The 16,774-nt window shown below is 41.5% G+C and carries 18 protein-coding genes; 17 read left to right on the top strand and 1 reads right to left on the bottom strand.

What is annotated here, in order from left to right; translation table 11 throughout:
* The first annotated feature begins 39 nt into the window (after nt 1-39).
* From FS628_RS06750 to FS628_RS06715, 8 genes are all read left to right on the top strand, one after another.
* Nucleotides 40-711, top strand: coding sequence for an HNH endonuclease (locus FS628_RS06750; protein WP_145320244.1), 672 nt, complete (start codon nt 40-42; stop codon nt 709-711).
* 130 nt (nt 712-841) lie between these two features.
* Nucleotides 842-1,255, top strand: a complete 414-nt coding sequence (locus FS628_RS06745; protein ID WP_145320242.1) for a hypothetical protein — start codon at nt 842-844, stop codon at nt 1,253-1,255.
* A gap of 538 nt (nt 1,256-1,793) precedes the next feature.
* A complete protein-coding gene (locus tag FS628_RS06740) occupies nt 1,794-2,918 on the top strand; it encodes a GntR family transcriptional regulator (RefSeq protein ID WP_145320240.1) in 1,125 nt (374 codons plus the stop codon).
* A gap of 411 nt (nt 2,919-3,329) precedes the next feature.
* Nucleotides 3,330-4,631 carry an ABC transporter substrate-binding protein gene (locus tag FS628_RS06735; protein ID WP_145320238.1) on the top strand — a complete coding sequence of 434 codons (1,302 nt, stop codon included), beginning with the start codon at nt 3,330-3,332 and terminating at the stop codon, nt 4,629-4,631.
* Nucleotides 4,632-4,701: 70 nt separating this feature from the next.
* Nucleotides 4,702-5,637, top strand: coding sequence for a carbohydrate ABC transporter permease (locus FS628_RS06730; protein ID WP_145320236.1), 936 nt, complete (start codon nt 4,702-4,704; stop codon nt 5,635-5,637).
* A 14-nt stretch (nt 5,638-5,651) separates the two neighbouring features.
* A complete protein-coding gene (locus FS628_RS06725; protein ID WP_145320234.1) occupies nt 5,652-6,488 on the top strand; it encodes a carbohydrate ABC transporter permease in 837 nt (278 codons plus the stop codon).
* A gap of 869 nt (nt 6,489-7,357) precedes the next feature.
* A complete protein-coding gene (locus FS628_RS06720) occupies nt 7,358-8,002 on the top strand; it encodes a DUF3885 domain-containing protein (protein ID WP_145320233.1) in 645 nt (214 codons plus the stop codon).
* Between the two features lie 168 nt (nt 8,003-8,170).
* Nucleotides 8,171-8,650, top strand: a complete 480-nt coding sequence (locus tag FS628_RS06715; RefSeq protein ID WP_145320231.1) for a hypothetical protein — start codon at nt 8,171-8,173, stop codon at nt 8,648-8,650.
* A 50-nt stretch (nt 8,651-8,700) separates the two neighbouring features.
* Here FS628_RS06715 and FS628_RS06710 read toward each other — a convergent pair whose 3' ends face one another.
* Nucleotides 8,701-9,306, bottom strand: coding sequence for a hypothetical protein (locus FS628_RS06710; protein ID WP_145320229.1), 606 nt, complete (start codon nt 9,304-9,306; stop codon nt 8,701-8,703).
* Nucleotides 9,307-9,540: 234 nt separating this feature from the next.
* Here FS628_RS06710 and FS628_RS06705 point away from each other — a divergent pair, with 234 nt between their 5' ends.
* From FS628_RS06705 to FS628_RS06665, 9 genes are all read left to right on the top strand, one after another.
* Nucleotides 9,541-10,107 (top strand): histidine phosphatase family protein, encoded by a 567-nt coding sequence (locus FS628_RS06705; protein WP_145320227.1) that lies wholly within the window; start codon nt 9,541-9,543, stop codon nt 10,105-10,107.
* 89 nt (nt 10,108-10,196) lie between these two features.
* Nucleotides 10,197-10,544, top strand: a complete 348-nt coding sequence (locus FS628_RS06700; RefSeq protein ID WP_145320225.1) for a hypothetical protein — start codon at nt 10,197-10,199, stop codon at nt 10,542-10,544.
* 45 nt (nt 10,545-10,589) lie between these two features.
* Nucleotides 10,590-11,174 (top strand): chloramphenicol phosphotransferase CPT family protein, encoded by a 585-nt coding sequence (locus FS628_RS06695; protein ID WP_145320223.1) that lies wholly within the window; start codon nt 10,590-10,592, stop codon nt 11,172-11,174.
* A 77-nt stretch (nt 11,175-11,251) separates the two neighbouring features.
* Nucleotides 11,252-11,479 (top strand): hypothetical protein, encoded by a 228-nt coding sequence (locus FS628_RS06690; RefSeq protein WP_222125192.1) that lies wholly within the window; start codon nt 11,252-11,254, stop codon nt 11,477-11,479.
* A gap of 155 nt (nt 11,480-11,634) precedes the next feature.
* Complete coding sequence (locus FS628_RS06685; RefSeq protein ID WP_145320219.1) at nt 11,635-12,675, top strand: ABC transporter substrate-binding protein; 1,041 nt, start codon at nt 11,635-11,637, stop codon at nt 12,673-12,675.
* Between the two features lies 1 nt (nt 12,676).
* Entirely contained in the window at nt 12,677-13,453 is a 777-nt protein-coding gene (locus FS628_RS06680) for an IucA/IucC family C-terminal-domain containing protein (RefSeq protein ID WP_145320217.1), read from the top strand.
* A 45-nt stretch (nt 13,454-13,498) separates the two neighbouring features.
* Nucleotides 13,499-15,220, top strand: coding sequence for a helix-turn-helix domain-containing protein (locus FS628_RS06675; protein WP_145320215.1), 1,722 nt, complete (start codon nt 13,499-13,501; stop codon nt 15,218-15,220).
* Between the two features lie 396 nt (nt 15,221-15,616).
* On the top strand, nt 15,617-16,222 hold the full coding sequence (locus tag FS628_RS06670; RefSeq protein WP_145320213.1) for an oxidoreductase: 606 nt from the start codon (nt 15,617-15,619) through the stop codon (nt 16,220-16,222).
* Between the two features lie 222 nt (nt 16,223-16,444).
* Nucleotides 16,445-16,753 (top strand): hypothetical protein, encoded by a 309-nt coding sequence (locus FS628_RS06665; RefSeq protein WP_145320211.1) that lies wholly within the window; start codon nt 16,445-16,447, stop codon nt 16,751-16,753.
* The last annotated feature ends 21 nt before the right edge of the window (nt 16,754-16,774 follow it).

Genomic DNA, 16,774 nt, shown 5'->3' with positions numbered 1-16,774 from the left:
TATAACCAATAAAATTTATTAATGAATGGAGATGTAAGTATGGCAACATGGCTAGAAGACATAATCCAAGCTTTTCATAATTTAAATGGCTTAGCGCCTTATCCAGTATTATATGAAGAAGTTCAAAAAATAAGAGACACACCCATGCCGAAAAGTTGGAAAGCTATAATTAGAAGAACAATAGAAACAAATTCATCAGATTCAAAAGTCTTTTCAGGGAATCAAAAGGATGACTTATTTTATTCTGTCGAAGGTTTAGGAAGTGGTACATGGGGATTGAGAAAGTTAAAGCAAGAAACAATATATGCGATTGATATTTCGGAACCAATGGGTACAGTTCGAGAAGAAACAGCAGTATATAGAATATTAAGGGATACCTATTTAGCAAGAAGCTTGAAACAGTTACATAATAATGAATGTCAGATTTGTGGTGAGCGTATAGAACTGAGTGATCAAAATTTTTATTCTGAAGCTCATCACATCAAACCATTAGGGAAATCGCATAATGGACCTGACATAGCAGGGAATATTTTAGTGCTTTGTCCTAACCATCATGTCCAGTGTGATTATGGAGCAATAGATTTAAATATAAATGTTCTTAGGACTGTAAAGGGACATGAAATATCAAATGAATTTATTGAATACCACAATACTAAGGTTTATAAGAAGGATAATTTCCAAGTGTTTCAGGAAGATACCGACATCACATAACATAATATTCACGCTGCGGACATACGTCCTTGGCCCGGCATTCGCCGGACACCCGACATGCGTCGGGTCGTGAATACAAGAACGTTAGACGAAATACCTGAAGGAAGTGAAAACCATCGAAATACAAATCATGAACACAGATCAATCAAATACTATGATCCTACATAGTAATGGTACCATTGGATATTGGGTTGATTTTCGAAACTCTTTGGTTGAAGGAAGTTGTTATTTTATTCCGTATAAAGACCGAACAATAGAGTTATTGAAGAATTATTCAGTAGAAGCATCTCAAGAAAAAGTAATCAATATTGCAAATTCATATGCTATGAAATACTTAGTTCAATACAATGCTGAGTTAGATTCATATAAAGCAATTGGTAATGTTACTTTAATTAGTGATGATGGAGAGTTAATAATAATTTCAGTTCAAGACATGGATTTCAGTATTAGTAACGAGAACTATGACATTAGAAATATAAGAATGAATGATTGGGTAACGATCGAGATTAAGGGATTAACATTATGGGATGAGGGTATTTTCTAGGAAGTCAGGTACTTCGTCTAACAACGTATTCACGAATAATCGATAACGCACCTTGGTTGTCAAGAAGTATAATCATGGAAGAATCAACAACAAACGCCCTAACCTAAGATAAGAGCTATCTAAGGGAGATCGACGTCGTGAATACAAGAATATTATACGACAGATCGGCACCAAAGACTTGTAAGTGATCAACCGCACGTCCTGTTGCTAGATGTTCGACATAATTCTGAAAGGGGATTCTAAAATGTATCTTTCTGAATTAGAAGAGGGTATTTTATCAAAAGACCAAATACATAAAATTTTGTTCAAGTAACACAAGTAATAAATATAGAACTCTAAGATAAACGGGAAGCGGCTGTCGACTAAGGGCCGGTTATTTCATGCCCCTACCATGGGGCCTAACTGTAAGAAGAGGTCTGACATTGTAGACTTGGAAAATTCCATGCCACAGAAGTTCATCGGTATTCTCAGTAACTTTGCGAATTACTTCTTGTGTAATATACTTAGTATATTAATATTATGATGTCAGGGTGGTTTTGTGGAATTGCATTTATACGAGCAGATCTATATCTATATTGTACAAGAGATTAAAGAAGGTCGATTAAAAGAAGGAGACCGAGTCTCTTCTGAAAAAGAGTTGGCTGAACAATTTGGCGTCAGTCGTATTACATCTAAAAAGGCTCTGGAGAAATTGGCAGATTCTGGGGTTATCAAACGAATACAAGGAAAAGGTTCATATGTGGCCGATGGTATAATTGGAGGACAAGAACCGAAGCATTATTCAGAGGTAAGAACGACCTTGGTTCCTGAGGATGATAAGCGGTTGATCGGGTTTATTATACCGAATTTTTCTGACGAGTTTGGCCTACAACTTCTTAGATCGATGGAAAAGCGGAGTGCTGAGCATAATTATCAACTTATTATCAAGCGAACTTGCGGGGATCGGGATGAGGAAAAACGCGCGATCGACTTATTTATTCGTTTAGGCATCAAAGGATTAATCGTGACCCCCATTCATGGTCAACACTATAATTCGGAGCTGCTTCGACTTGTATTGGATCGGTTTCCAATTGTTTTGGTCGATAGATACCTAAAAGGAATTCCGGTTTGTTCGGTGTACACAGACAATAAGAAAGCAGCCATGGATCTTACGCGTCATCTGATTAGCAAAGGTCATAAAAAAATTGCCTTTTTATCTCCGCCGGAAGAGAACACTTCAACATTGGAGGAAAGGCTGCTCGGGTATACGTTTGCCTTCACCCAAGAAGGAATGAACTTGAACAAAGATTATGTATTGACGAACTTGAAGGGAACCCTTCCCATGAACATAAACGGAACAGCGATTGAAAGTGATAAAGAAACAGTAAAGCATTTTTTGAAACAACACCCTGATGTAAAGGCGTTTGTCGCGTCGGAATTTCTAATAGCTACGATGCTGGCTCAGGTCATCAACTCGATGGGGAAATCTTTGGAGGAATTCGAGATTGTTTGTTTCGACTCCCTGAACGATTACCTGGGTCAACCCATCTTCACTCATATTAAGCAGGATGAGAAGCAGATGGGTGAATTGGCAGTGGATATGCTCATCTCTCAGTTGCATGGAACAGCAGTTCCCGAGCTAAACATTATTGATCATCGTATGGTCATTAAAAATAACAGGTAGGGTTAATACAAGCACAGCTCAACAAAAGCTAGGATATTGTTCAATGTGTCGAGAAGTCTCCAGGGGCTTTTCGGCACTTTTTTTGATATCAGAAAGTATAAACTTCGAAGCATGGACCTTCCTGATCTCGCTAGAAAAACGTCTTCTAAACGCATTCTGTCTTCTGTGAAGTAGCCATACATCAATGTCGTAATATTGCAATTGACACGCTACACGACGTCATATTAACATACTTAGTATAACTAGTGGATTCCTTATAACAAATTCACTTCGTTCATCATTTTCTGTTTTTAATAGTTCATGTCACCAATATTGTTAGCGCTTACATAAAATGTGGATTTATCAGAAAATGAAGTGGATCTTATAGGAATCCAAGTTAAACTAATGAATTTAACTTAAGGGGGACTTTGAATGAGGAGATCCAAAAAATTCGCATTTCCAATTCTTGTTTACTTTCTGGTTATGTTACTACTTGTAACCGCTTGCTCAACGAAGGGAGGCTCAAACGATCAGGCCGGAGAGGGGATTACAACGGTTACGCTGTGGCATGGTCTTACCTCAATTGATTTAGATAATATGAATAAAGTCGTGAAGGCATTTGAGGAGAAAAACCCTACCATCAAAATGAAATTGGTTTATACAGAATCCAACGAGGGATCCGATCAGAAGCTGCTGACTGCAGTCGCAGGCGGCAATCCTCCTGACGTTGCACTTTTCGATCGGTTTAAGGTCGGTACTTGGGCTGCGCAAGGTTCTCTGACTGACTTATCCTCGATGGCAGCAGAATCCGGAATTCGTAAGGAAATGTATTATCCATTTGCATGGGAGGAGTCCAGTTATCAAGGAAAGCTTTATGCAATGCCGATGGATACGGACTCTCGCCTGCTATTTTACAATAAGGATCATTTCAAAGAAGTAGGGCTGGATCCCAACAAACCACCACAAACGATCGCCGAGCTTGAAGCGGCCGCCGATAAGTTAACCATCAAGGAAGGTAAACGTTTCAAACGGATCGGGTTCATCCCATGGTATTCGCAAGGCTGGCTGTATACTTGGGGATGGGCATTTGGAGGAGAATTCCAGGACGCTGCCACCGGCAAAATTACCGCAAATGATCCTAAAGTCGTTGAAGCATTACAATGGATGACCGACTTCGGCAAAAAATACAATGTCGAGGATATTGCCGGATTCACAAGCGCAGCTGGCTCGGAGGAAATGGATCCGTTCATTTCCGGTCAAGTCAGCATGAAGATAAGTGGAAACTTCACAGTGAAGGGTATCGAAAAATTTAAGCCGGATTTAAACTACGGTGTTGCACCAATACCGACCCCAACAGGTACTAATTTTACGACATGGTCGGGAGGCGGGTCCGCTATTATCCCTAAAGGCGCCAAGAACGTCGCTTCTGCTTGGGAATTCCTCGAATTCTTAGGGAAAGAAGAGGGGCAAACGTTATTAAACGCTGACTCTCAAATTTCCGTTATCGATTCGGTTAACAACAAATACGGTTACAAGGACGATCCGATTATGAAGGAATTTATTAATATTTTGCCCAATTCACATAACCGCCCAGTTATTCCTGAAGGACAACTGCTGTGGAATGAGTTAGCTTCCGCTACGGAAAAGGCTACCCGCGGTAACGGTACTCCGAAAGAGAACCTGGATAGAGTAACAGAGACTGTTAATAAGGCTTTAGAAAAATACGACAAATAGGGTGCTCGGTAGGCAGGGAGCGAACTCTCTCCTTGCCTATTCATGAATGACAATTGGAAGGAGAATGTACATGGCGAAACTGGCCGATCCAGTTCAAGTAAAAGCAATTCCATCGGCAAGGAAACGAGCACTTCACAGAACTAACGTGATTGGGTGGCTGTTTGCTTCACCTTGGGCTATAGGGCTGCTATGCTTTTATGCAATTCCCATGCTAATGTCCATCTACTTCAGCTTCACTACTTACAGCATTCTGCAGCCTGGTGAATTTGTCGGAATGAATAATTATAGAGATCTTTTCCATGATCCTCTGTTTTGGAAATCCATATACAACACGCTTTATTTTACCGTATTTTTTGTTCCCTTAAGTATATTTATTGGTGTGGCACTCGCTATGATGTTGAATATGAAGGTCAAGGGTATGGCTGTATTCAGAACGATCTTTTTCTTACCTACTCTCGTGCCACAAGTGGCTCTGGCTGTTCTGTGGATGTGGCTGTTACATCCAAACTTCGGATTGGTGAACGGGATGTTAGCGAATATCGGTATCGATGGGCCCGCTTGGCTTGGTGGTGAGTCGTGGTCCAAGCCCTCTCTCATTCTGATGTCACTTTGGGGTATTGGGCAAGCTGTCGTTATCTACCTTGCTGGATTAGGAGACATCCCTGAGGAGTACTATGAAGCGGCGCAAATCGATGGAGCTAACTGGTTTCAGAAAACGAGAAAGGTAACCCTGCCTTTGCTCACTCCCGTTATTTTCTACAACCTTGTCATGGGAATGATTGGTGCATTCCAACAGTTTACTCTTCCCTATACATTGACCAAAGGGCAAGGAACTCCTGCAAATTCCATGACTTTCTACGTCATGTATTTATATGAGAATGGATTCAGGTATTTCAAAATGGGTTATGCCTCCGCAATGGCCTGGATCTTATTTATTATCGTTATGGCATTAACCGGAATTATTTTTATTACGTCTAAACGCTGGGTTCATTATCAAGGGAAATAAGGAGGAAGTAAGGGATGAATCCTACCGCTATCAAAAGAATCAATCGTGCGTTAGCCTATTTATGTCTAATTGTTGCTTCTGCATTTTTCATGATTCCGTTCATATGGCTGCTTTCGACTTCTCTTAAACCACTCACACAAATCTTTACATTCCCACCAGAGTGGATTCCGCGTCCAATTCTGTGGAGTAATTATTCCCGTGCTGTTGAGTATATCCCTTTCTGGACATATCTGAAAAACACGGCGATTATAACTATCGTTAGTACGCTTGGTGTGATCATATCCTGTCCCTTGGTTGCATATAGTTTTGCCAAGTTAGAGTACCGTGGGAGAGGTTTACTTTTCTTTGTTACCCTTGCTGTTATGATGATCCCCGGACAGGTGACGATGATTCCTCTATTCCTGTTGTTTACTAAATTAGGTTGGGTAGGAACATCTCTTCCACTGATTGTACCCCAATTTTTCGGAGTGCCCATTTACATTTTTCTATTGCGGCAGTTTTTCATGGGACTGCCTGATGCCCTGCGCGAAGCGGCCCGCTTAGACGGCGCTAGTGAGTTCCGCATATATTTACAGATCATGTTCCCACTAGCCAAATCCGCCGTTTTAGCCGTGGCATTGTTTCAATTTATGGGGAGCTGGACTGATTTCATGGGCCCCTTGCTCTATTTAACCAATGAACCATCTTACACGGTTTCGCTCGGATTGCAGCAATTTCAGAGTCAAAAGGGGTCCGAATGGGGGCTATTAATGGCCGTATCCACCTTGATGACATTACCTATTATCGTTTTGTTCTTTTTTCTTCAAAAGACGTTTATTAGCGGCATTACATTTAGCGGTATAAAAGGTTGAACATCATTTGTATGAATTAAGCTCCAGCGATGCGGAACCCCAGGGATGTTAGGACGACCATTCCGCGACATGGATCGGCTGTTATGGACCCACAGGCATCAATGGCATTATCGATCAGATCGCTCAGGCTCTGTTGGCTTGAGAGGCAGCTTTTAGATGAGGAGAAACATCCAGCTCGTGGTCTGTTCCCTAAGTCGTAAATGATTAGCATAGCCCCATTGTTAAAATTGTAAAATCGAAAGAAAACGTTATGCTGCACCTATGGGACGCAGTAGCGTAACAAAAGCTACATGGCCGATTGGCTTATGCAGCAGGAGGAAGCGCCACGACGATGAAGTCGCGGCGCTTTTTTGCGGGCATCACGGCGTAGCTATCGTGAAGAACCAAGTGTTGCCATCATGAAAGTGTGCTCGTGATGGCAGCATGAGCACCGCACTAATGCACGCGGTGCAACCCCATGAGGTACTGCCCCATTGGGTGCAGCAACTCATCCTGACGCGGCTTGCCATTGCATAAGCCGCGCTCCGTTTCACCTTTTACAACACTAAAAGCATCATTTAAATCGGAGAGAACAACATGATATAATCAAAGCAAAACGGATCAAGGCAGGAGAGTTAGAGAGCATGGATGATTTTACGAAGAAACGCATTCAAAAGATTATGGACCATTACACCGAAAATGCTGTACCCGAGCATGTGAAAAGTTAGATAAAGATTAGTTATAAAATCAGAGGAAAACATGTGACGTTGATTGAAGAAAGACAAGCCTTTCGAAGCGAGCAAAGAATGTCAAACCGGAAACCATTGAAGAGACCGATTCATTCTCTTTTAGCTGGCATTCATCTTTAAAGAGAATTTGGAGGCCACAGAATGGACCTGAAGACGTACCTAGCAGAGCATTTTCCAAACCTGACCTTAGAACCGCCTCTTTTCTATGATTGGGATGTTGCAATACGATTCGAACTTGGCAATCCTTTGATGTTTGGGATAAATACGGAGCATTACATGGAACGAGTATATCATCGTTCGCTTGATTTATTTAAGGCTCTCCATGGTCAAGAAGATGAGGTCCTATTAATAACTCAAGCTTATTTTGCAGATAAGCCTAAACACAAAGTGAAGAAGTTGAACCTGTATAGTAAATATATCAAGAAGAAAGAGCCGATTAGAGCCTTGAGACTTGAGATACTTTCAGGTTTGGATTGTGAACTGGATGAATTCCCAGACCCAAGGAACAACATGTATAGGTACTGGACTAAATGTAGAGTTGAGAACTTGAAATATAATCAGTTAATCAAAGCTATATGTAATCATGATGTTGGAATAAAGCCAATGATTTATCATAGGGTGTATTTCATTAATATAAGTAAGAAAACGATATTTCATATCTATAATGATAGAGGTTGCGATGTTATTTCAGCATCAAGAGAAGAGCTAATGGATATTTATAAAGAATTTAATGATTGGATTTTAGATTATGATCGAGACAGAATTAACAATGTATTTCTAGGATAATGCGGGAAAACCTGAAATTAAATTGATCATAATCCCTAATGGAATGGATGGTCGATGATCCAAGAAAGTTTTCAGATGTTGATCCCGCAGGGGTAATGTATTATTTGAAACACAGGTTTGGAAAAAACTTTAAGAGTGTTCCGATGTAAGGAGTAAGGAGTAAGGATTATGGATAAAAAAGAAAAGAAGTTTATCATTGCTATGATTGTACTTGCTGTAGTTGTATTAGGAGTTATATGGTACCTGAAAGTAGGCTATCTATTAAAGAAACCGGAGATGCCCGAAGCAAATATTGCTATTCAGACTCAAATGGTGGATGGTGGTGCGATCAGTTTACGAAATGCTGATTACACGGAAAATCAAATCAAGGTTGGATATGAAGTGAAAGGGTACAGTTTGGAGGAATACAACATTGCTTGTGAGCTTTATCGTGACGGGAATCTGATTTCAACTTCTGGCTCAACAGGTGGAGGTTTGATAGAACTGGACGAAAAGCATTATTACTTCATCGGTTATGAGAATATAACTCAAATGAATTTGCCTGAATCTATACATCTAAACGTGGAGATTAAAGTGATACCTAATGATTTTAGACAAAAATCGATAACTTCATCATTTGACGTAAGCCTTGATAAAGAAGTGAAATAGATTAAAGAGGGCAGCTATGTCCGCAAAGGTCACCGTTGTATGATAAAACCTTAATTCAAATGGTACTTCTCCATGACGGAGTTATGGAAAGTTTCGTATTCTGATAACTCTTGTACAGTGGAGGATTGAGGTACACTATATTGAGTTATCCCTTCAAGGCTGAATTTACCTAAGTTATCATTGATTAATCCATAATCACCAAAGGAGTTTTTCATCAAAAAGAGCACACTTTTATCACCCTTCTGCAGTTCTACATAGTCATCAACTGTATATTTGACGTCTCCTTCCAGGCTAACGGGTTCAATGATTGTCAATTCGTTCTGATCTGAAGGGAAGTCTTTGGGTTTCTTCAATATCTTTTCAATCTTGATGTTTGTATTGGTGTGAAAGGATTGCATGGTCCCATCATTAAATGCAGTAATGACATGCTCTCGATCTCTGAAATCTTCTGTTGCATAGCCAATGACGATCAGTTCAGCGAACGCATCCAGCTTATCTATTTCATGAAAGGTTAAGGAGTTGGCTGAAAGGTTGACGACTTTATGAATGGCCACGTCCGGTTTCGATTGACCACTTACGTAAGCGATTGCACCAGCGGAGATAGCTGATACGATTAATACGTAGACTAGTACAACCTTCCTTTTGTAAAAAGACATGATCTCATCCTCTCCGTTAGATTTAACTTCTTTTAAAAGCATCTTGCTTCATTTCTACTATACACATATCTGAAAATTATTGTAAATTAAATGTCTAGCAAAATATCAATCCTGAATTCAGAATCTAAAATATGGTGGCACCATGTAATTGATTTTGGAACAGAAAGACAAAATATGTTGAAGGACCTAAAGTGTGACCATAAATTTTGATAGAAGAAATTCAAGGAGGGTCTTATGAAAACCATCGTTTATATGGTAAGGCATGCGGAGTCACCGTATACGGAAGGAACGGAAAGAACGAGGGGGCTTACTCTAAAGGGCAAGATGAATGCAGAACGAATAACGGAAATATTAACGAATGAAGGAATACATTCCATTGTCTCAAGTCCTTATTCCAGGGCGATTCTAACCTTAGAAGGTGTGGCAGCAGCGTTAGAATTAGATATTCAGATCATGGAGGATCTTCGGGAAAGACATTTTTCAGATGATATGATTGCAGATGAAGAGTTCGAGCCTGCTTCGAAGAAGATGTTTGATGACCCTGATTATGCATTGCCAGGAGGCGAGTCGAACACGGTTTGCCAGAATAGGGCAGTGGGCGTGTTGAAACAGATCTTAGAAGAATACAAGGGTAAAAAAGTGGCGATCGGCACACACGGACATGTAATGACGTTGATGATGAATTACTTTGATTCGAGTTACGGATTGGATTTTATGAATCGAACCAAGAAACCGGACATTTATCGATTACAATTTGACGAGATGGAATTAGAGAACGTGACAAGGCTATGGAGCGAATAGGGTGAAAGTGAATAGACGAGAACGCTTGTTCATAATTTTGGTTACAGGTAAAATATAGATATTATTAAATATGGAAGGGATTGATTCCATTGACATTACAAAACTTGTTTCATGAAAAACCAACGAAACTATGGAAGGAGAGAATGGTTGAACACGGAGATGAGCTTTTTACAGAAGAGAGATTACTGATGTCTGATCAAGCCCTGGATACATATTTGCACCAATTAATAGCAGTACAAGAAACGCAAGATTCTGAGCGCATGATGAAGGCTGTAGAAGAAGTTGTGCTTAGGTTTAATGAAATGAATGAGGCCAATGGTTACTTTATTGAAACGATGGAACGTGAAGAATTTGCTGATTTTATAGACAAGGCGGCTAGGCTAGCTGGGTTAGACATCCAGGATGAAGATATTACGGAAGAATGGAGAGAGTGGTAATTCGGCAGAAAAGTGTTTTCCAATTTAATGATAAGGGTGATCAATATGGAACGAGGACTCATTATATTTTTGAATGGAACGTCAAGTTCGGGGAAGACAAGCATTGCGATGGAAATGAAAAATCAGGGAGACATTCCGTTTCATCATCTATCTGTAGATCAATTTCTGCATAACTATGATCAATTCATCGATACTACATATCCAGATATGAAACCAACTAGAGAAGTAGAGCACCATGTCATGACAGATATCCTGTTCGACCCCATCAATTCGTTGTACTGTGCAACCATTAAACTGTTTTCGGAAATGGGTTTGAATGTCATCGTGGATACGGTCATCAGCAATGACGAGTGGTTTAACGGTTTTTATGATTTACTATCGGATTATCCGATATTATTTGTAGGCGTGCATTGCTCGAAAGAAGAACTTACCAGAAGAGAGCAGAGCAGGGGAGATCGTGAGATTGGACTTGCCCATTCCCAGTTCGACTACATCTACTCCTATGATGAATATGACCTAGAAGTGAATACGGAAGAGCTTAGCTCAGCTGCATGTGCGGAAAAAATATTAAGTTATATGAAGTCTGATCAAGAATACTCGGCTTTTAAGAAATTAAGTAGAAGAGACTGAGACGGAAGAATGGCCTTTCTTTTTTTCACAGTTGAAATGGGGTGAACGCTATGAATCCAGAAGATCATATCCAACACATGTTACACGCGATCATCGAACAAACACAATCCATTATCAACGATAGTCATAAACAATCCTTCGGATCTCTGGAGTATTTCTTGGAGCACATTATAGCGTACCGGGATGAAAAGCAATACAAACGAGTGGCATATCCGCACACCGCGCTGGTTAGGGGAGTATGGAAATACGCCGGAGGAAGAAGAGCTTCTTTCAGACCTTTACCGACTGCAAGCATATATCACTGAAACATTAAAGGGCGGATAAGCGGCTTACGATGTCGCATTAGTCCGGCTTAAATGTCGCAAAAGTACATGGTAACGCGATGCGGAGATCGTATATACTCTCTTTATGTTTCGATAATGAAAATCATTATCAGTATTATACATAAGGGGGATTCATCATGAATCAAGGAACAAAGGGGCAAGCGGCCGGAAGCAAGGCTTATGCTGCCCACAAATCACGATTATTCATGGGCTTGATGTTAGCCCTTATTCTTGTCCTGACGGCTTGCGGTGCCGGAGCAGGTACAGATAGCGGTAATCCGTCTGCGGCTATGCCAGCGGAGACACCTGCGAATGCAGAAACACAGACAGACGGAGCTTTTCCCGTAACGATCACACACATGAAGGGTGAGCTGACGCTAAACGAAAAACCGAAGAAAATTGCGGTGTTGGATGTTAAGTTTCTGGATCAGATGTTAGCGGTTGGCGAGAAGCCGGCTGGCAGTGTTATCGCTGGAGGCAACACCGATTTTCCAGAGTACTTAGGCGATCAGCCGAGTGACGTACAGGTTCTGGGTACACGGGACGAGCCTAAACTGGAAGCGATTGTTGCGTTGGATCCTGATCTGATTATCATGACGGACTTCCAGGAAAAACAGTATGAGAGTGTAAGCAAAATTGCACCTACCCTGGTACTTGATTTTTACGAAGATTGGCGTGATACGTTAGCCACAGTTGCTAAGATTACAGACAAGCAGGACGAGGCGGAGACAGTGCGCACAGCCTATGAGGAAAAAGTTGCTGGAATGAAGACCAAGCTGGCGGAGAAAATGGGTGATGAAACGGTAGCTCTTATTCGTCCGAGAAAAGAAGGCATTCGTGTTCATGGTATCGAGCATCGCACAGGCGGCATTCTGTATCAGGATTTAGGCTTAAAAATGCCTGCACTTGTTGAGGGAATCAAGGATGATACCTCTGTTGAAATCTCAATGGAGAAGGTTCCTGACATTGGGGCAGATCGTTATTTTGTGCTGTCGGATGAGCTGTTTGCGGCAGAGGCAGAGGCGATGGTGAGTAATCCCGTGTGGAAGTCCCTTGATGCTGTGAAGAATAACCGGACGTATGACGTAAACTCAACATTGTGGATTGCATATTACGGACCTCTTGCGATTAATCTTATTGTAGATCAGGCATCGGAAGCCCTGCTCGGATCGAATTAATATGGACTCATATCTCTCGACAGACTTATGGAAAGAGACAGTGGAGGATTATTCGATTTTATTTGGTGAGCCGCCTGAACATAGTGTCCGTACCATTGCTCTAAGTGAGTTGCATGACGAAGCGGCATGCCGAGAGTATATCGGTTGGTTTCAGGAGTACATCGATGCGCCTGACATGAAGGTTGCCGCGTCGATGTTAGCCAAACGGATTGGTTATCTGTGGACCGCTCCACTGGTGACCGCGATGACTTTTCATCATCAGCATGTTTCATTTCAGCTGGAGAACAGCTTTCTCTATCATCCGGCGCTCTCAGATCATGAGGGCGGTACACGATTTCCTTTTCTAGCGGTGAATGGACTTCAGGCTGAAGGACTAACGGGAGACAGGGCAGTGTGGCGGGAAAAGGTGGTCGAGGAGATGTTTGCGGTACAGCTTACACCCCTGTTAAAGACGCTTGCTGCAATTGCACCACTTTCGATGAGTATTCTCTGGGAGAATATCATGGTACGTATCGGCCGATTATTCGCTCCTGATGAAGCCGAGACTGAGCAGGAAAGTAAGATCATTCGAGAGGACTTTTCATATCTGACGCAGGTGGCATCAGGGGAAGTGTTTGGCGAGAGGAAGAATCCGTTAACCCGCTTCACCGATTGTAAGGACAATGTTCATGTTGCCAAAAGCGAGCGAATTACCTGCTGTTTCTATTACCAGATGTCAGGCGAATATTGTCTCAAATGTCCGAAAATTGACAATGAGAAAGAATCTCAACTAAAATGACAACAGCAACAACTTTACCTTTGCTATTGTCAGGAGATGAGAAAAATGCCGCTACAAGAACAGACAAGTCTATGGAGTGATACGACGATCAAGATGCTTGACGGGTATAGCGGTACTTTGCAGACAGGCAGTGTTCTTAGCGAAACTGAATTAACTTCAAATGTGTTGCTGCTGGCATATGGAGGGGAAGGGGAGCTTGCAATGGATGGCGAGGGTTGCCACATTGGAGCTTCTTTTGCTGGTCATGTGGTGAAGGGATCATCCTTTACGCTGACGGCCAGATCAGACGAACTTTATTATATCGTAATCATGTACGAGGCTTCTTCTATGGAAGGAGCCTCTCATGCTATGCCCTCGTATCGCAAACATCCGCTGCAAAATTCATTTATTCAGAACCCTGTGACTCAAGCCGAATGGATTCAGAATGCGGAAAAAATCGTTGCCAAATGGCGTCGTGGAGAAGGACTGGAGCGGTTTCATGCCAATGCGTTGCTTCAGGTGATGATCTACGAACTGATCATGGAGTATGAACGTGGTCAAGGCGGAGCAGAGTCAGACATGGTGGATGTAGTCGTGTCATATATATCATCGCATTATCGGCAGAATCTGGAGCTTAAAGATCTGGCAGCCCTCGCTGGATGCAGCGTAAGACAGTTGCAGCGACGATTCAAACAAGAGAAGCAGCTTGGACCGATGGAGTACGTCATCCAGCTACGGATGGAGAATGCATCGCGGATGCTGCATCATACGGATGCTCCCATTGGAGAAATTGCTGACAAAATGGGCTACCGTGATATGTATTATTTCAGTAGGGCATTTAAGAAATATTATGGCGTTCCTCCGCTACGTTATCGGCTTGCTGCTGCTTCGGAAACCGATGCAAACTATACTCAATCCTTGCTGCGGAACCGCATGGCTTCTTCGTACGAGTCGGACCAAGGCCCGGTGATATGCCATATGCGAGGTGAATATCCTGTCACCCGTTCTCCACAGCGTATCGCTGTACTTGATGTGCAATATGCGGATCATCTGCTTGCGCTTGGGTTATCTCCAGCAGGAAGTGTGGGACTAGGAAGTGCAACGTTCCATTTCCCGCAATATATCAGGGCAGGACTTCAGGATACCGAGTTACTCGGAACGTATGAGTACCCCGATCTGCTTGGTGTGGAACAACTGTCCCCGGATCTGATTATTTGCACCGAGGTACATGATCAGCACTATGAACGGCTATGTGGGATCGCTCCAGTTCTCATGTTTAAGCGCAATGAAAGCTGGCAGACCATTCTAAGCCTGTTTGGTGAACTGACAGGTAAACGAGCAGAGGCAAAACGTATACTTGCGGATTATCATCGACGAACCACATTGCTGTCCGAAGAACTTGCTCCAGTACTGGCAGGTAAGAGTGTGGCCCTGATTCGTCCGCTGGATTCTCTGGTTCGCGTACATTCTGCCTCTCATCGTACTGGTGCTGTGCTGTACCGTGATCTGGGTCTGCCTGTTCCGTTATTTGTGGCAGATACCGCCGACACGGCGTATCATATCTCCGTTGAGAGACTACCGGCTGTGCATGCGAGCCACTACTTTTTGCTTAGCAATGAGATCATGCAGGAGGGTATATCCGCGACAGAGCAACGTGTCTGGGGGATGCTCGATACGGATGAGCGACAGCAAATACACTCCGTAGATGCCGCAACATGGATCGGTTGTTATGGGCCAACAGGCATCAATGGCATTGTGGATCAGATCGCTCAGGCTTTGTTGGCTTGAGCAGGTGGTTGCCTTCGCCAGTCCGTTTGCAGCGAAAGGTGGTACGCTCTACCTTTTAAAAAGTGGATAGGTTCCAAAGCATCAGAAGGTCGTCGGATTCCCTACGGGATGAAGAGGGCCTTTTTGTTTTATTACTATAACGAAAGGTTCCACTGCATACTCGCATCCTGTACAACCCTCCATATATTCAGCGTATTCAAAGCCCATTGGAGCGTATGGATAAGGGTATCAGAAAACTAATAAATATCCCTTATTAGCCAACTCACCTTCGCAAATGTAACAATATGGGTTAATATATACGTAGTTCAAGTGCTATTAGATGGGATATTTTTTCATTTTTTAAATACAAAGATTAGATATTATATGAATTCAATTATACAATTACGAGGTGATTCAATGAAAAAGAATATAGCAATAATCACACTAATAGTTGGATTGATAATAAGCATGTACTTCAACTATCAATTCAAAGCGTACAAAGACAATCAAGAAGTTGATTACACGGTTAAACTGAATCATGGAACTGAAATTGGTATAAAAGAATCCATCTACAATTTAGATGATGTGATAAAAAGCTTAGAGGACGGCTCTTCGAAGGAAACAGTCATACACGCATTAGGAAGTGTGGCGGTATCTTTGAAAGTGGGTGAAGAATCATTCGTCTTTCTGAATTCCGACTTCAGCGAAGATCAATTATCATCAACTGATTTAATCTATAATGTGTTTAGAGATATGTATACGTATATAAGAGTAGAAATCATAGACGACATTTTATCAAATAAGGTATCGCTAGAGAAAGAATCGAGAAATCAACTGATTAAGGATATAGGAGTGCTTAAACAAGATTTGGAGTATATTGATAGTCAATTTAACGAGGATATTCTGAAAGAACAAAGTCCTAAGTGGATTGAAAACAAATGGAAAGAGTTAATTGGAGAGATTGTAAATAGAAATGCGGATTATAAGTTATATGAAAGAATGAAAATGAAATACAATCTATAAGTAGTTTGTGGAAGGTAATTTACATCTAAATAACAACATATCTACGCTTGTTGCTTTCACTTCTTGGTTTGCCGAGGGTATTCGAAGAAGTGGAGTCAGCAGGTAACCCTGCACTACCTTACTGAATTGCAACAAATAACTGCACTCTTAAGGTAGTGAGAGTTTACATAAAAATAGAGGATATATCTTGATATACGTCTAAGGTAGAAGGAGAGAATGTAAATGAACAACATAAATTCTCATCATTGCAACCTAAATATAAGGTATGATCTGCCTGATGAGGTATGGGATAAAGTTTCTAAAGTATATGAGAATATGCCAGGCTGGATTGGTTATAAAAGTGGAATTCCATATTGGTTTGGAACTGACGAGGATGATGTTTTTATTGAAGCATCCGTTGAACCAAGTGGATTATCATTTTATGCACAGATGAATAACGATGATTGGACTTCTTGGATAGAAACGTTCAAATTAGAAGTGTCAAAAGTGTTGGGTTTTGATGTTGGTGAATCTGAAGATGGATATATGTGATGAAATAAGGAGGATCTCATG

This window comes from Paenibacillus xylanexedens (assembly GCF_007676705.1).
GTDB classification, from domain to species: domain Bacteria; phylum Bacillota; class Bacilli; order Paenibacillales; family Paenibacillaceae; genus Paenibacillus; species Paenibacillus xylanexedens_C.
This window is presented reverse-complemented; position numbering and strand designations above follow the sequence as displayed.

Coding starts and splice junctions, on each gene's coding strand:
- FS628_RS06750 (WP_145320244.1), top strand. CDS start 40: ATGGCAACATGGCTAGAAGACATAATCCAAGCTTTTCATAATTTAAAT.
- FS628_RS06745 (WP_145320242.1), top strand. CDS start 842: ATGAACACAGATCAATCAAATACTATGATCCTACATAGTAATGGTACC.
- FS628_RS06735 (WP_145320238.1), top strand. CDS start 3,330: ATGAGGAGATCCAAAAAATTCGCATTTCCAATTCTTGTTTACTTTCTG.
- FS628_RS06730 (WP_145320236.1), top strand. CDS start 4,702: ATGGCGAAACTGGCCGATCCAGTTCAAGTAAAAGCAATTCCATCGGCA.
- FS628_RS06725 (WP_145320234.1), top strand. CDS start 5,652: ATGAATCCTACCGCTATCAAAAGAATCAATCGTGCGTTAGCCTATTTA.
- FS628_RS06720 (WP_145320233.1), top strand. CDS start 7,358: ATGGACCTGAAGACGTACCTAGCAGAGCATTTTCCAAACCTGACCTTA.
- FS628_RS06715 (WP_145320231.1), top strand. CDS start 8,171: ATGGATAAAAAAGAAAAGAAGTTTATCATTGCTATGATTGTACTTGCT.
- FS628_RS06710 (WP_145320229.1), bottom strand. CDS start 9,306: ATGTCTTTTTACAAAAGGAAGGTTGTACTAGTCTACGTATTAATCGTA.
- FS628_RS06705 (WP_145320227.1), top strand. CDS start 9,541: ATGAAAACCATCGTTTATATGGTAAGGCATGCGGAGTCACCGTATACG.
- FS628_RS06695 (WP_145320223.1), top strand. CDS start 10,590: ATGGAACGAGGACTCATTATATTTTTGAATGGAACGTCAAGTTCGGGG.
- FS628_RS06690 (WP_222125192.1), top strand. CDS start 11,252: ATGTTACACGCGATCATCGAACAAACACAATCCATTATCAACGATAGT.
- FS628_RS06685 (WP_145320219.1), top strand. CDS start 11,635: ATGAATCAAGGAACAAAGGGGCAAGCGGCCGGAAGCAAGGCTTATGCT.
- FS628_RS06680 (WP_145320217.1), top strand. CDS start 12,677: ATGGACTCATATCTCTCGACAGACTTATGGAAAGAGACAGTGGAGGAT.
- FS628_RS06675 (WP_145320215.1), top strand. CDS start 13,499: ATGCCGCTACAAGAACAGACAAGTCTATGGAGTGATACGACGATCAAG.
- FS628_RS06670 (WP_145320213.1), top strand. CDS start 15,617: ATGAAAAAGAATATAGCAATAATCACACTAATAGTTGGATTGATAATA.
- FS628_RS06665 (WP_145320211.1), top strand. CDS start 16,445: ATGAACAACATAAATTCTCATCATTGCAACCTAAATATAAGGTATGAT.